This is a genomic window from Halohasta salina, assembly GCF_024178165.1.
Taxonomy (GTDB): Archaea; Halobacteriota; Halobacteria; order Halobacteriales; family Haloferacaceae; genus Halohasta; species Halohasta salina.
This window is the reverse complement of record NZ_JAMZIE010000003.1, coordinates 351,449-364,437: the sequence shown is the minus strand read 5'-3', so window position 1 is coordinate 364,437 and position 12,989 is coordinate 351,449. Positions and strand designations below refer to the sequence as shown.

Genomic DNA, 12,989 nt, shown 5'->3' with positions numbered 1-12,989 from the left:
GTTTCAAGCCTCGGATCCTGCCGCGATCTCGTGGAGTCGTTCGGCGACCGCCCGCGTCGGCGCGGCCGCATACAGCCCCTCGGCGGCCAGCGTGTCGACCGCCGCGACCCCGCTTTCGGCCGCTACCAGCGCGCCGGGGGCCTGCTCGTAGACGCCGGGGCGGAACGCGACCAGCCCCTCGATCGATCCCCGGGCGAGCAGCCCCCAGTCGACGCAGGGGGCCCACGTCGTCACCACCCGTTTGCAGCAGTGCCACAGGGCGGCTTCGAGCGCCTCGATGCGATCGGCCTCTGCCGGATCGGTAGCCGCATCGAGGCCGACCACGAAGGCGACCGTCCCGTGGGCCAGCGGGAGCGCCGACTCGGTCCGGAGGGGCTCGCTGTCGAGCGTGGCCCCGTCGCCGCGTTCGGCGAGGTACAGCTCGTCGACCAGCGGTTCGTAGATCGCGGCGGCCACCGGCTCGCCGTCGTGGCAGGCGGCCGCCGCGGCGGCGAACTTCGGGAGACCGCTGGCGAAGTTGTTGGTGCCATCGAGCGGATCGACCACCCACCGGATCCCATCGGTCGACTCCCCAGCAGTCGCCGGCGAGTCGGACTCCTCGCCGTCGACGGCGTGGTCGGGGTAGTGGGACTCGATCACCGATCGGATCCGGCGTTGGGCCGCCCGATCGGCGGCTGCCTTCACGTCGACCGCGTCGTACTCGCCGTCGACTCGGCCGTTTCTGAACGCCGTCCGGAGGTAGTCGCCGCTTGCCCGGACCGCCTCGCCGGCGACCGCCGCGAGGTCGGCTGTCGGCTCACGCATACCGACTCGTGGGCCGCGGTGGGTATGGGCACGTCGGTCGACGGGCTCGCCGCTGGGCGGCTGAAATAGAAAGAAGGTCGACCGCCGGTCGTGAAACCGGTGATTATGGGCTGGTGAAGTCGCTGCCGACTGTGACGCTGTCGATGAGCTGGAAGCTGTACTCGTCGAGGCCACCACCGAAGGGGCTCGAACCAGCCACGTCCTGAACGTTGCTGGCCTGCGATTCGGTCATGGAGATCTCCAGTTCGACGGTGACAACCTGTCCCGCGTCGAGCGACACTGTGTCTCCAGGCTCTCGCGGAGTATCGGGATTCGGGGAGATGTCTTTCCCGTCCGCAGTGAACGTGAAGATTTCAGCGACGTCGGCCTCCGAGAGAGGCGGGTCGCCAGTACTTGTGCCGGTATCGGTATCGTTCTGGGCGACGTTGTCGGAGTTGTACCCGAACGTCATCGAGACCGACTCCTGTGTCTCACCGAGGTTGGCGAGCTCGAAGAACCCGTAGTTACCGTTGGCTTCGTTATCAGTATACTCGGTGTACGTCGTGTTCCGAGCCTCGAAGGCGAGGTCGGCCTCCAGATTGTCGTTGGTGTTATCGTTGACGTATGCGACCACCGAGTTGTTTTGATTGCTCTCACGTGTCACGTTGCCGAAGTCCGTGATCGCGGATTCGTTCCACGCGTCGGTCGTGTCGGCCAGTTCGCTGTAGTTACTGGGGTCGCTCCCACCGGGGAGCGTGCTCTGCAGTCGCCGAAGGACGAGGTTGCCCTCCAAGGCGACGATCGAGAAGTTCGTGCTCGCGGTCGTACTGGACGCGAACGACGCCGCGGTAACCGATGCCACACCACTCAAGGTAGCGACTGTCCCAAGTCCCACCACGAAGTTACGCCTATTCATGCTACGGTGACTTTCTTTGTACACGATATATATAATAGCTTCTATCTTTCATTAACATGCAGACATTTACTCTGATCCGCTCAGAATATTAGTATTTAGTTTGAAAGACAATATTAGGAAACATGTGTGCGTTGAGTTCCATTTCGCTATGACAGATAGTACAAGACAGATCAGTTACTGGTTTCGGCTATCAGCCGACCGGTCGACCCAGTCGTCGACCGATAACGGTCAGACCGGTTGCTGACGGTGCTCGGCGGGTGGTCGAGTCGGAAGATACAGTATTTTCGAGTAAGAAGATGTTCGGACGTAGGCCGACTGTGGGCCGTCGGTCCGAGGTGTGAATCAATGGGTGTCTCGTCGACCGTCCAGCGGGCGATCACGGTGGTGTTGGTCGGGATAGCGGCGGTGATGGTGATCGGCGAACTACTCGGCCAGCCGTTCCTGCTGGGGTACATTGCGACGGGGAGCATGGAGCCGACGCTCGGGGTTGGCGATGGGTTCGTCGCGATGCCGCCCCTGTTGGCGGGGGAGATCGACTCCGGCGACGTAGTTACCTTCGAGGCCCAGTCGATCGACGGCGGGGGACCGACGACACACCGAGTAATCGACCAAACGGCACAGGGTTACATCACGCAGGGTGACGCCAACTCCTTTACCGATCAGGATGCCGGCGAACCGCCGGTGACCGACGCCCAGATCTACGCGGTCGTCCTCCAGGTCGACGGCGAGGTGGTCGCACTGCCGTCGATCGGACACGCGGCGCTGTTCGTCCAAAGCGGGTTCGGATCTGTAATCGGACTCCTGGGCCTCGACAGCGGGGCCCGGGTCGGAGCCGCGACGACCGGCTTCGGGGTCGTGTTGATCACGGTCACGCTGCTGTACGGCTTCGTGACCGACGACGCGAAACGGCCGACGAGCCGGTCGACCCGACGGGACGGCGTTATCAGCGGTCGGCTGGTGGTGATCGGACTCGTCGTCATGCTGTCGCTGCCGGTGCTGACAGGGATGGTCCTGCCGAGCGGAATGACGACGACCAACCTCCTGAGTGCGGACCCCTCGGTGGCCGACGGGCAGGGACGAGTCCCCGCCGGCGAGACCGAGGAACTCTCCGTCTCCGTCGAGAACGAGGGAGTCGTCCCGAAAGTGGTCATCGTCGAACCGGTCGGAGACGGTATCGACATCGACACCCAGCAACTGACGCTCGAGACCGGGGAACGCGCGTCGGTCACGATGAGGGTCGACGTTCCGGTCGAAACCGGGCCCTTCGCCCGGTCGTACACTGAACACCACTACTTCCATGTCCTCCCGCTGCCGGTTATCGGGCTGCTGGCTGCGATCCACCCGTATCTGCCCATGATAACGATCGCAGTGCTGTCGACGACGCCCGTCGTGGCGGTCTACGCGGTCGTCGTCGGGATCCGACCGATCACCATGCGGTCGACCCAGCGTTAGTCGGCCTTCGAGGCGCTGCCGACGTTCGCCCACAGTTCGATGTCGGTGGACTCCCGGGAGAAGTAGTAGACCAGATCGTCGTCGACGACGACGTAGGCCCCGAGATCGCTGTCGTGGATCACCCGCTTGTCGGCGTCGATCCCGATATCGACGAGGTCGCCCAGCGAGTCGACGTAGACGTACCGCTTGTCGGGGTCGACGACCAACTCGCCTTTGGAGATCCACTCGCCGTACTCCTCGTTGTAGAGATCGATCCGGAGCTGCTGTGGATCGTACCCCCGCGATTTGTGGACGACGACGCCGGCGAGTCCGACCATGCCGACGCCGGCAAGCCCCAACAGCCCGACGAGGGTGTAGTTCGGCGGCTGGGGGACCGGGTCGGGCCGGGCCACTCTGGTCTCGGAGTCGCTGGCGGTACGGGTCCCCGACAGCCAGTAGGCGTTGCTGGTCGACTCGAAGGTCAACTCGAGATCCAGATCCCCCTCGTAGGACTCGCCTTCGACGGGCTCGGTCTCGTAGGTGGTCTCGATCCGAAGGGTGGTGGTGATCCCCGCCAGCGAGCCGAGCGCCGACCGGACGTCGCTCTGGTCGCTCCCGAGGTCCTCGACGTCGAGGGTGGTGTTGAGCTGGGTCTCGCCATCGGTCATCGTCTCGCTGTGACTCGCCAGCAGCCGCTCGCGGCTCCAGAGCTCCGAGCCGTCTCTGGTGGCCTCCTCGCGGAGGATCAACCGCTGGCGCAGCGTCACGTTCCGGCTGTCGGAACCGTCGACGGCCGCCGACAGTTGGAGTTCCGGCGTGAAGTTCGCGAAGTAGGCCGGCCGCGACTCCAACCGAGTACCCGTCTCGTACAGCGGGTTGTCCCGCTGGACGACCGCACTCTCGGTGACGGCGAGTTCGATATCGTAGCTGTCGACCTCCTCGGGCGGTGGCTGCTCGTACTGGGGGGTCGTATACACCTGTCCGGCCCCGGCGAACAGCAGCAGCGCGGCGAGGAGACAGCCGATCGCCAGCTCCGTGCCGTGATTCGAGACGTGGAGCTTCAGTCGGGCTAACATCGCCACCCTCCCGTCGACCGGCCGGTCGATCCCCGACGACGGGTCCACCCCCGACGACCGGACGACCGAAACCGACGATTGGACGGCCGCAACCGACGGCCGGTCCACCCCTGACGACCGGCCATGCGAACCGCGCGCGATCGCCCGCAGATCGGGTTGACGCCCGCGAAACCGGCCGGTGTCGGGGGTGTCACTCCCCGTCTGAAACGCCTAATCACTGCTATCATTGTCGACTACCAAACCTATAATGATGATGATTGGCGGAGCGGCGTAGTCGCCCGGACCCACGGCCGAGAACGACGGACGCGAGCCGACCGGAGCGTATTCGTGGAAAGACTATCTAAATGTACTGTTCAATATTCAAGTATTTATTCCACAGATTTAAGGACAGAGGGTATCAATCCACGATACCTAATCTCCCCGAATAAACATGTCGAACGACTCCTCTCCAGTTGGCGGCGCTCACGGGTTCGATTCCGAGGCCCTCGAGGAGTGGGTGGCCGAAACGGCCAGACAGAAGGGCGTCTCCAAACAGGAGTTGCTCGACGAGATCTTGTCGTCCTACTGGGTCCTCGAGGAACTCTCGGGGGTCGTTACCGACTCCGAGGTGGCCAACGAGCCACGACACGGCGAGGGGCAGCCGGGGATGGAGTCGGGGGACCGTACGGCCGCCGGTGGCGGAGCGGCCGACGACGACCGGTCGTCGACCGCGGAGTTCTCCGAACTCAAAACCGAGCTCCAGGGACTCCGCGGAGCGATCGAAGAGCTGTCGGGAGACCAGCGGGATACCGACGCCGACGAGGCCGGTAACGAGGAGCTGTCGGCCCTCGAAGGACAGCTCGACGACCTCTCGTCGGCGGTCGTCGACCGACAGACCGAGACCGACGACACCATCGACCGGCTCGACAACCGGCTGGAGGCGGTCGACGAGCGGCTCTCGACGGTCGAACGCCGGCTCAGCGAAGGGATGTCGCTGTCGGAGCTGAAGGCGGCCGTCGAGCGGACGGAGGCCGATCACGCCGAACTCGAACGCCGGCTGGAGTCGGAGTTCGACAGCATCGAGCAGGTACTCCAACACCTACTGGATACCACCGACAACATCGAGTACCGTCTCGGGGCGGTCAGCGACGCCAGACAGGAGGCGCTGGCACCCATCCGCGAGCAGTTCGCCAAACAGGAGGAGCTCGCCGATCTCAAACAGGAGGCGATCCGCCACGGGGTCGAGGCCGCCGACTGCGACAACTGCGGCCAAACGATCGACCTCGGGCTGCTGGAGGCCCCGGAGTGTCCGAGCTGCGAACAGCGGTTCACCGGCATCACGAAGGGCGGCTGGCTGCCGTTTTCCAACGACAAACTCCAGACGACCGACCGTCCCATCGAGCCCGCCGGCGGCCAGCCCGGCGGGACGGGACCGGAACGCCAGCCGACCGATCGGGAGTCCGGCGGCCCCGACTATCAGACCAACTGGTGATCCCGGTGTCGACCCGACAATATGGGGCGGGCCGCCGCGGTATCGCCCGAGGAACCGACTGCCGGCCACCCGAGTATGAGTAACGAATCAGAGCCAGACGACGAGGAGCCGATCGACGACGCCCGGATCGACGCGTTTCTCGACCGGCTGGAGGACGACGAACCGGTCGACGAGACGCCCGCCGCCACAACCGGGGGCAGCGACAATACCGACGCCGTGACCGGCGGTGGCGGCAACCGGTCGGCGGCGGACAAAAACACCGGCGATGCTCGGCCCCAGCCCGACGAAGCCGCCGATCCCGAGGACCGACTCTGGGACAGTTTCGGTTCGTCGACCGATCCGGAAACCGACGCGGAGCCGACGGCCGACGGGAAGCCGCCGAACGGGACGGAGGCGGGAGAGCCGACCACCACTGATGCCGGGGAACCCGACACGAATGGCCCGGACTGGTCGACGCCGGCCGAACCGTCCGACACCGGGTCGGCTGGAACGACCGAGCCGACCGACCGGCAGACCGGAGGAGCGGGGACCGACGTGGCCGAACAGGCGACCGACTTCGAGTTCGGCACGGAGCCGGCGGCCACGAGCGGCGACGAGCGCGGCGACGAGAGCGACGTGGACGGAGGCGACGATGGGGGCGGCTCGTCGTTCAGGAGCGTCCTCGATCGGATCTCACACCGGGTTACCGGCGGGGAAGCCGACACCGACCGGGACGATACCGGCCGATCAGCCGGCTCGGCGAGTCGGTCGACACAGGCCGACACGATCGATCAGATCCTCAACAACATCGACGCCTTCGGGCGGGCGACCGCCTCCTCGCAGGTGTTGCTGCTGAGCCCGACAGCCCACTCGATCACCAACGAGATCTACCGCCGGTTTCTGGTGCCGGACGACGGCTCCGGCCAGAACGTGCTGTTCGTCTCGGCGACAGGGACCGTCGACGACCAGCTGGCCGCCGCCGAGGAGGTCCCGGCGTGGGCAGGGGGGAAGACGGCCGTCATCGAGGTCGGCAGAAGTGGCCTCCGACCGAGCGAGCCGGGCGCGGGGCCGGACCCCACCCGGCGGCTGGACATCTACAAGAACATCTCGAACCTCAAACACCTCGCTAAACTGGGCGTCAACATCAGCCACATCGTCTCCCAGTGGGACGACGAACGCCGCCCGACGGTCGTCGGCGTCCACACGCTGTCGGCGATCCAGCAGTACGTCGGCAACGAGACCATGTTCCAGTTCCTCTTTACACTCAAAGGCCAACTCAACTCCAGAGGCGTGATGGGGTTCTACCACATGAATCCCAGAGCCCACACCGACACCGAACTCGAGACGATCACCTCGGCGTTCGACATCGTCATCCGGATCGGCCCCGACGGGAATGTCGACATCGAGTAGTATCACGATAGCGCGAATGTTATATTTATTAGTGGGAGTAGTACGGACAGCCGGCAAATGAACACACCGCACGTCCTGCTCGTCGAGGACAGCAACTTCATGGCGACGAAGGTCGTCGAGACTCTGGAGTCGGCCCACGAGTTCGTGATCACGACGGTCAGCACCGCCGACGAGGCGCGGAACGCGCTGAAAAACGGCTCCTACGACTGTATGATCTCGAACTACGAGCTGCCCGACGAGAGCGGTGTCGAACTGGCCGAATCGCTGGACGACCCCGAGATTCCGTCGGTGCCGCTGATCATCCTGACCGGGCGAGCACTCGAACCGCTGGCGCGGGAGGCCATCGAGGCCGGCGTCGCGGAGTTCGTCTACAAGGGCGATCAGGCGACCGGCGAGATGGACGTCCTGGCCAACCGGATCCGGACCGTTCTACTGGCCCACCGGGCGAAAACCGAACTGTAGCGGACCACGAACCCGTAGGCTTTTGATTGGGCCGCGCCGAAAAGGGAACAATGAAGGAGTCGCTGATGGAGATCATCCGGTGTCCGATCGACAAACACGAACTCGAGTTGGCCGTCGAGGACCGCGAGGACGGCGAGATCATGGCGGGGATGCTGAGCTGTCCGGAGTGCGGCGAGACGTATCCGATCGAGGACGGCATTCCGAACCTGCTGCCGCCGGATATGCGGGACGACGCCGCCGCCTAACCGGTCTAGCCTGAAGTTTTTTGAGGTGTGGGAACGACTCTCGAACGTGGCGCGCCTCTCAGTCGACCTCAACCGCGGCGGTCTCCACGAGATAGCCGCGCCATCCGACTTCGAAACCGACGGCCCCTTCGAGATCCGGCTCCGTAACCACGGCGAGGCCGTCCACGTCCACTGTAACCTCGACGACGACCTCTCTGCGGTCGCGAGCCTCGCCGAGACCAACCACTACGTCGAACCTTACAGCCGCCGCTCGGTCCCGGTCGACACCCGGCGCATCGACACCCCGGTCACCGGCCGGCTGAAGATCGTCACCGCCTACGGGGCCGAGTCGGCCTACACAACCGTCACGGTCTCGCCGCCGGGGACGGTCACCGAGTCGGTCACGGTCGACGAGTCGCTGGCGAAACCCCAGCGGGAGGCCCCCGAGCCGCCGACCCCCCGCGAGCGGCTACTCGCCGCTGCCGACCGCGGGTCGACGGCGCTGGTCGCCGGCGTAACGCTGCTGATCTGTGCCACCCTCGTGGTGGCAGCGCTCGCCCAGAACACCGCCGCGTTCCTCGGCTCGGTGGCGCTGATCGCCGCGCTGGCGGCCACACTGGCGGTCAGGCGGCAGCGGTGAGCCGCGACTGATCACAGGGCCGCTCAGTCGCCGTCGTGGTCGACATCCGGCTCGTCCTCCGGGTCGGTCGGTGTTCCCGAAAGGTTCCCCTGCTCGTCGACCCGTTTTTCGCGGAGATACCGCACCCGGTAGCGGTTGGCCCCCTCGCCGACGTCGGCCTCCCGGATCTCGTCGACCGCGCCGTCGGCGACCACGTCGATGAGCTCCTCGATCTGTGCTTTCTCACTCGGCGTCAGCTCGAACTCGTAGGTTCGGGTGTCTTCCCGTTCGAGTTTGGCCCACTCACGCCCCGCAGCGACGACCATTGAGCACGGTTCGCGGCAGGGGAAGACACCGTCACCACTCTCGGCATCGAGTGGTTCGTCGTCCGACAGCTGCCACTCGCGTCGTTTGAGACACTGTGAGTCGTCACAACAGGCCGCCGCCGCCCAGTCGACGGCCTCGTCCGGCAGCACCGTGATGAGATTGTAGATCCCGCTCTGTCGGTCCTGTTCGTCCCGCCAGTGGTCGACGTCGAGTTCGCCCTGTTGTTCGCGGTACCAGTTGACGACCGTCGCCGGATAGAACGCCTCGACGGCCTCGTACAGCTTGTCGGCTGTGAGATCGGGAAAGATCCACCCCTGTTTCAGCGACGGCGCGGTTCGGAGCGGGCGGTATCGACCCTTCGCATCGAGCGTCCCGATATCACGGGCTTCGAAGGGGTCCGTGTGGGGTGTCAGTGTGGTCGCGTCCGCGTCACCGTCGTCGACGTGGCGAAGCTCGTAGTGGCGCGTGCCGTCCTCGGAGATCGTCGTGGTGATCCCGAGTTGGCCCCACTCCCGCTCGATACCGGCATCAAGGGCGGCATAGCGGTCCGGAACCGGGCGTTCCGCGGCGGCTTCGAGCCACCGACAGAACGCCCATGTGACCTCGCTGTCGACCGTCCGCGTATAGAAATACCAGTTCGAAATGTACGCCGCCTGCTCGGCGTCGACGGGAAGTTCCTCGGCACTGACAGTGGTTTGTCGGTCGGGTGTCTCGATCCGATAGGTGTCCGCGTCGGCGTCGTAGTCGGCAGCCAGCCCGTCGTGGTCGATTCGGCCCTCCGCAAGCGCCTCGCTGAACGCCGCCAGCTGTGTGTCCGAAAGCGTGGGTTCGAGAGACATCTACTCGCCCACCGCCCCTGTCGTCGGTTTGGTCTGCTGGCGTACCCGCGCGATCGCATCGCCGATATCCGCACCGGCGTCGGCAGCGCGTTCGAGAATCACGTCGGCGGTCAGCTCCTCGGTGCCGACCGCGCCGCCGTACCAGATTCTGTGGCCGTCGACCACGGCGGGCACATCGTACCCCGTGCGGTAATCCTCAGTCAGTCCCATGTCTTCGGGGATGTCCTCCTGGGTGTGGTAGCCGTCGGCGATAAACAGCGGGACGACGATGATATCCTCGCTGTCGAAGTGGTCAGCGACGTCGTCGACTTCCGGCTCTTCGTCCATATACAGCGCTCGGACCTCGTCGAACCGACCGGTCTCACGGATGCGTTCGGTGTGGTACTCGATCGCTTTGGCACTGTTTTCATTGCGCTCGGTGCCGTGGCCGACGACGGCGAACCCAAAGCCCTCGCCGACCTCGTCGTCGCCGGTGACCGAGACGGCCCGCCGGATCAACACGTCCGTCATCGCCTCGTGGGTGCCGACGGGGCCACAGTAGTGAACTTCTTTGTCGATGTCGCTGGCGACCAGCGTGGCGGTATCCGCCGAAATCCCATCGGACTCCCACAGTGCTGGATCCCACCCCTCCAACCGGAGTTCGCGGGGGATGACCCGCTCGGTGAAATACCCCTCACTGATGAACAGCGGGACCACGTAGATGTCCTCGCCCCGCGCCGTGCGGAGGACTTCACGGAACGAGGGTTGCTCCTTCCAGAAGCCGGTTCGGACCTCGTCGAACACGCCGGTCTCCCTGATGGTGTCGGCGTGGGCGTGTGTCGGCGCCGCCGAATCGGGGTTGAGATGAGAGCCGTGGGCGACGATGACCAGCGATTGCATACCCGAACGGACGGCTCCCGCGGGCTTAGGGACTTTGGGTTGGCACAACGACCGGCTCGGCGTGGCGAAATAATCATGCTGCTCGCCTGCGCGTGAAGCGGTATGTCACTCGCCGCCGCCACCCGCGAGGCCGTCCGCGACCGGCCGGCGCTCTACGAGGCGCTCGCAGCCGGGGTCGTCAACTACACCGCCGCCGCCGAATCGTTGGACGTCGACGGCGACCGGGAGGCGATCGCCACCGCCCTCCGCCGGTTCGCCGCCGATCTCGAACCCGCCGACACCGGAGCACGCTCGATCACCGTCCGCCTCCACAGCGACGCCGAGACCGTCGAGGAGGTGCTGTCGGTCGACGGGGCCACCGCGGGTGGGTCGGGCGAGGCGGGAGACGAGGGGGCCGCCGAGACACCGGCAATCGACGATCCCACGGCGGTCGCGGTGACCGGCGCGGTCGACGCCCGGCTGCTGGCGGCAGTCCTCGGCCGGCTCCGGATCGCCGGGGTGCCGGTCGGCGGGGCCGGGATGGTCGGGGGGTCGCTGGTCGTGGTCGTCCCGCGGCGCGAAGGGGCGACCGCGGTCCGGCTGATCGAATCAGTCGCGGAGTCGGGTTGAGCGTCGTGCCGACGGACCGACTCGGAACCGTTATTAGTCGCACATTAAAACGGAATGTATGGCACATACCACGGTGGATTCCGGACTCCTCCCGCTTGCGCTCCTCGTGGTAAAGGCGCTGATGGTCGTCGCCGGCGGGTCGGTCGTCTACTACGCCACCAAGGCCTACCGGCGGACCGGCGACCAGTCGCTGGGCTATCTCGCTGCCGGCTTCGGGCTCGTGCTGTTCGGCTCGATTCTCGCGGGGCTGGCCTACGAACTCCTCGAAACCGCGCTGATCGTCGGCGTGGTCATCGAGAGCAGCTTCGTGTTGATCGGCTTCGTTATGATCGCCTACTCGCTGAAGCGGTAGGTCGGCTCCGTTTTCGACGGCTTCAAACCGCCTCCCGCTCTGGGTTCGGCCAACGATGCCCCTCTCGGTGACCAACACGCTGACAGGCGAGCGCGAGGAGTTCGAGCCGACCGGCGACGATGTCCTGATCTACGTCTGTGGGCTGACGGTCTCTGACGACCCCCATCTCGGCCACGCCCGGCTGTGGACCCACGCCGACGTCATCCACCGCTGGCTCGACGTGGCGGGCTACGACGTCACCCACGTCGAGAACTTCACCGACGTCAACGAGAAGATCGCCGCCCGCATCGGCGAGCGACCGGAGTGGGAGACCGAAGCCGACGTGGCACGCCACTACATCGAGAAAGTCGTCGACTACATGCGTGGCCTCAATTTCAAGCGCGCCTCGGTCTACCCACGGGTCTCCGAACACATTCCCGATATCATCGAACTGGTCGAGACGCTCGTCGAATCGGGCCACGCCTACGAAACCAACGGATCAGTATACTTCGACGTGATCACGTTCGAGGAGTACGGCAAGCTCTCGAACCAACGGCTGGAGGAGCTCGAAGCTCAGGGCGATCCCGACGAGCGCTCCGAGAAGCGGAACCCCGCGGACTTCGCGCTCTGGAAGGCCGGCGGCGTTTCGGAGACCGCCATCGAAGAACACGCCAAACACGACCACGGCGCAGATATCCCTACAGGGGAGACGTGGGAGTCGCCGTGGGGCGAGGGGCGGCCGGGCTGGCACATCGAGTGTTCGGCGATGTCGATGACCCATCTGGCCGACTCCATCGACATCCACATCGGCGGCCACGATCTCGTCTTCCCGCATCACGAAAACGAGATCGCCCAAAGCGAGGCCGCGACGGGCCAGCAGTTCGCCAACTACTGGCTCCATACCGGCCTGCTGGAGACGAAAGGCGAGAAGATGAGTTCGAGCCTCGACAATTTCTTCACCGTCGAGGCAGCCTTAGACGAGTTCGGCCCCAACGTCATCCGGACGTTCTATCTGTCGACCGAGTACGGCTCGAAACAGACCTTCTCCGAGGCGGCGATGGCCGAAGCCGAACAGCGGTGGGAGCGCCTCCAGCGGGCCTACGACGCGGCAGTCGACGCCCTTGATTCGGTCGACGCCCACGCCAAGGCGACCGACGACGACCTCCGCGAGGCGGTCGAGGAGACCCGCGAGGAGTTCACCGCAGCGATGAACGACGACTTCAACGTCCGGGAGGCGACCGCCGCCCTGCTCGAACTGACCACCGCCGTGAACAAACACGTCGACGACGCCCCACGCTACGACTACGGCGGGCTCAAACGCGCGGTCGAGACGTTCGAGCGGTTCGGCGGCGACGCCCTCGGACTGCAGTTCGGCGGCGTCTCCGACGGCGACGTCGGGATCGCCACGGATCTGGTCGACCTCGTCTTGGACGTGCGTGAGGAGGCCCGCGAGGCCGGCGACTACGAGCAGGCCGACGCCATCCGGGACCGACTGGATGCCCTCGGAGTCACGGTCGAAGACAGCGGCGAGGAGTCGACGTTCCGCTTCGAGTAGGCGGGACCGGCGGCACCACGCCGGTCGACGCCGTCGGACTGCAGTGCGTCGGTATGGGAAAGTATGTTATGCGATGTT

Annotated in this window: 14 protein-coding genes; 9 read left to right on the top strand and 5 right to left on the bottom strand. The window is 65.5% G+C overall.

All coding sequences use genetic code 11. The features are described 5' to 3' along the window. Positions 1–3: 3 nt before the first annotated feature. Complete coding sequence (locus NKJ34_RS09045) at positions 4–804, bottom strand: inositol monophosphatase family protein (RefSeq protein ID WP_253737967.1); 801 nt, start codon at positions 802–804, stop codon at positions 4–6. A 103-nt stretch (positions 805–907) separates the two neighbouring features. Further along, positions 908–1,645: a hypothetical protein gene (locus tag NKJ34_RS09040; RefSeq protein WP_253737966.1), complete on the bottom strand. Its 738-nt coding sequence runs from the start codon at positions 1,643–1,645 to the stop codon at positions 908–910. Positions 1,646–2,044: 399 nt separating this feature from the next. On the opposite strand from NKJ34_RS09040, the gene NKJ34_RS09035 reads away from it, so the two are divergent. Then, the gene (locus NKJ34_RS09035) at positions 2,045–3,151 is read left to right on the top strand and encodes a S26 family signal peptidase (RefSeq protein WP_253737965.1); all 1,107 of its coding nucleotides are present in this window, start codon (positions 2,045–2,047) and stop codon (positions 3,149–3,151) included. On the opposite strand, the gene NKJ34_RS09030 is transcribed toward NKJ34_RS09035, so the two are convergent. After that, complete coding sequence (locus NKJ34_RS09030) at positions 3,148–4,206, bottom strand: DUF5305 family protein (protein WP_253737964.1); 1,059 nt, start codon at positions 4,204–4,206, stop codon at positions 3,148–3,150. The genes NKJ34_RS09035 and NKJ34_RS09030 overlap by 4 nt on opposite strands. A gap of 430 nt (positions 4,207–4,636) precedes the next feature. Here NKJ34_RS09030 and NKJ34_RS09025 point away from each other — a divergent pair, with 430 nt between their 5' ends. From NKJ34_RS09025 to NKJ34_RS09005, 5 genes are all read left to right on the top strand, one after another. Next, positions 4,637–5,677 carry a hypothetical protein gene (locus tag NKJ34_RS09025; protein ID WP_253737963.1) on the top strand — a complete coding sequence of 347 codons (1,041 nt, stop codon included), beginning with the start codon at positions 4,637–4,639 and terminating at the stop codon, positions 5,675–5,677. 75 nt (positions 5,678–5,752) lie between these two features. Continuing rightward, positions 5,753–7,066 carry a DUF7504 family protein gene (locus NKJ34_RS09020; RefSeq protein WP_253737962.1) on the top strand — a complete coding sequence of 438 codons (1,314 nt, stop codon included), beginning with the start codon at positions 5,753–5,755 and terminating at the stop codon, positions 7,064–7,066. Between the two features lie 57 nt (positions 7,067–7,123). Next, complete coding sequence (locus NKJ34_RS09015; RefSeq protein WP_253737961.1) at positions 7,124–7,528, top strand: response regulator; 405 nt, start codon at positions 7,124–7,126, stop codon at positions 7,526–7,528. A 50-nt stretch (positions 7,529–7,578) separates the two neighbouring features. Beyond that, on the top strand, positions 7,579–7,773 hold the full coding sequence (locus NKJ34_RS09010; RefSeq protein WP_253737960.1) for a methytransferase partner Trm112: 195 nt from the start codon (positions 7,579–7,581) through the stop codon (positions 7,771–7,773). A 46-nt stretch (positions 7,774–7,819) separates the two neighbouring features. Then, the gene (locus NKJ34_RS09005) at positions 7,820–8,392 is read left to right on the top strand and encodes a DUF7524 family protein (protein ID WP_253737959.1); all 573 of its coding nucleotides are present in this window, start codon (positions 7,820–7,822) and stop codon (positions 8,390–8,392) included. Positions 8,393–8,415: 23 nt separating this feature from the next. Here NKJ34_RS09005 and NKJ34_RS09000 read toward each other — a convergent pair whose 3' ends face one another. Beyond that, complete coding sequence (locus tag NKJ34_RS09000; protein ID WP_253737958.1) at positions 8,416–9,537, bottom strand: DR2241 family protein; 1,122 nt, start codon at positions 9,535–9,537, stop codon at positions 8,416–8,418. Continuing rightward, positions 9,538–10,416 carry a CbiX/SirB N-terminal domain-containing protein gene (locus NKJ34_RS08995; protein ID WP_253737957.1) on the bottom strand — a complete coding sequence of 293 codons (879 nt, stop codon included), beginning with the start codon at positions 10,414–10,416 and terminating at the stop codon, positions 9,538–9,540. 102 nt (positions 10,417–10,518) lie between these two features. Here NKJ34_RS08995 and NKJ34_RS08990 point away from each other — a divergent pair, with 102 nt between their 5' ends. The 3 genes from NKJ34_RS08990 to cysS are packed head-to-tail and all read left to right on the top strand — an operon-like array spanning position 10,519 to position 12,911. Then, complete coding sequence (locus NKJ34_RS08990; RefSeq protein WP_253737956.1) at positions 10,519–11,025, top strand: DUF7523 family protein; 507 nt, start codon at positions 10,519–10,521, stop codon at positions 11,023–11,025. Positions 11,026–11,083: 58 nt separating this feature from the next. Continuing rightward, positions 11,084–11,377: a DUF7521 family protein gene (locus NKJ34_RS08985; RefSeq protein ID WP_253737955.1), complete on the top strand. Its 294-nt coding sequence runs from the start codon at positions 11,084–11,086 to the stop codon at positions 11,375–11,377. Positions 11,378–11,432: 55 nt separating this feature from the next. Continuing rightward, positions 11,433–12,911, top strand: coding sequence for a cysteine--tRNA ligase (cysS, locus tag NKJ34_RS08980; protein WP_253737954.1), 1,479 nt, complete (start codon positions 11,433–11,435; stop codon positions 12,909–12,911). Positions 12,912–12,989: the final 78 nt, after the last annotated feature.

What these genes read in the sequence shown, in the direction of transcription:
- NKJ34_RS09045 (WP_253737967.1), bottom strand. Translation starts at nt 804, where the DNA reads ATGCGTGAGCCGACAGCCGACCTCGCGGCGGTCGCCGGCGAGGCGGTC.
- NKJ34_RS09035 (WP_253737965.1), top strand. Translation starts at nt 2,045, where the DNA reads ATGGGTGTCTCGTCGACCGTCCAGCGGGCGATCACGGTGGTGTTGGTC.
- NKJ34_RS09030 (WP_253737964.1), bottom strand. Translation starts at nt 4,206, where the DNA reads ATGTTAGCCCGACTGAAGCTCCACGTCTCGAATCACGGCACGGAGCTG.
- NKJ34_RS09025 (WP_253737963.1), top strand. Translation starts at nt 4,637, where the DNA reads ATGTCGAACGACTCCTCTCCAGTTGGCGGCGCTCACGGGTTCGATTCC.
- NKJ34_RS09020 (WP_253737962.1), top strand. Translation starts at nt 5,753, where the DNA reads ATGAGTAACGAATCAGAGCCAGACGACGAGGAGCCGATCGACGACGCC.
- NKJ34_RS09015 (WP_253737961.1), top strand. Translation starts at nt 7,124, where the DNA reads ATGAACACACCGCACGTCCTGCTCGTCGAGGACAGCAACTTCATGGCG.
- NKJ34_RS09010 (WP_253737960.1), top strand. Translation starts at nt 7,579, where the DNA reads ATGAAGGAGTCGCTGATGGAGATCATCCGGTGTCCGATCGACAAACAC.
- NKJ34_RS09000 (WP_253737958.1), bottom strand. Translation starts at nt 9,537, where the DNA reads ATGTCTCTCGAACCCACGCTTTCGGACACACAGCTGGCGGCGTTCAGC.
- NKJ34_RS08995 (WP_253737957.1), bottom strand. Translation starts at nt 10,416, where the DNA reads ATGCAATCGCTGGTCATCGTCGCCCACGGCTCTCATCTCAACCCCGAT.
- NKJ34_RS08990 (WP_253737956.1), top strand. Translation starts at nt 10,519, where the DNA reads ATGTCACTCGCCGCCGCCACCCGCGAGGCCGTCCGCGACCGGCCGGCG.
- NKJ34_RS08985 (WP_253737955.1), top strand. Translation starts at nt 11,084, where the DNA reads ATGGCACATACCACGGTGGATTCCGGACTCCTCCCGCTTGCGCTCCTC.
- cysS (WP_253737954.1), top strand. Translation starts at nt 11,433, where the DNA reads ATGCCCCTCTCGGTGACCAACACGCTGACAGGCGAGCGCGAGGAGTTC.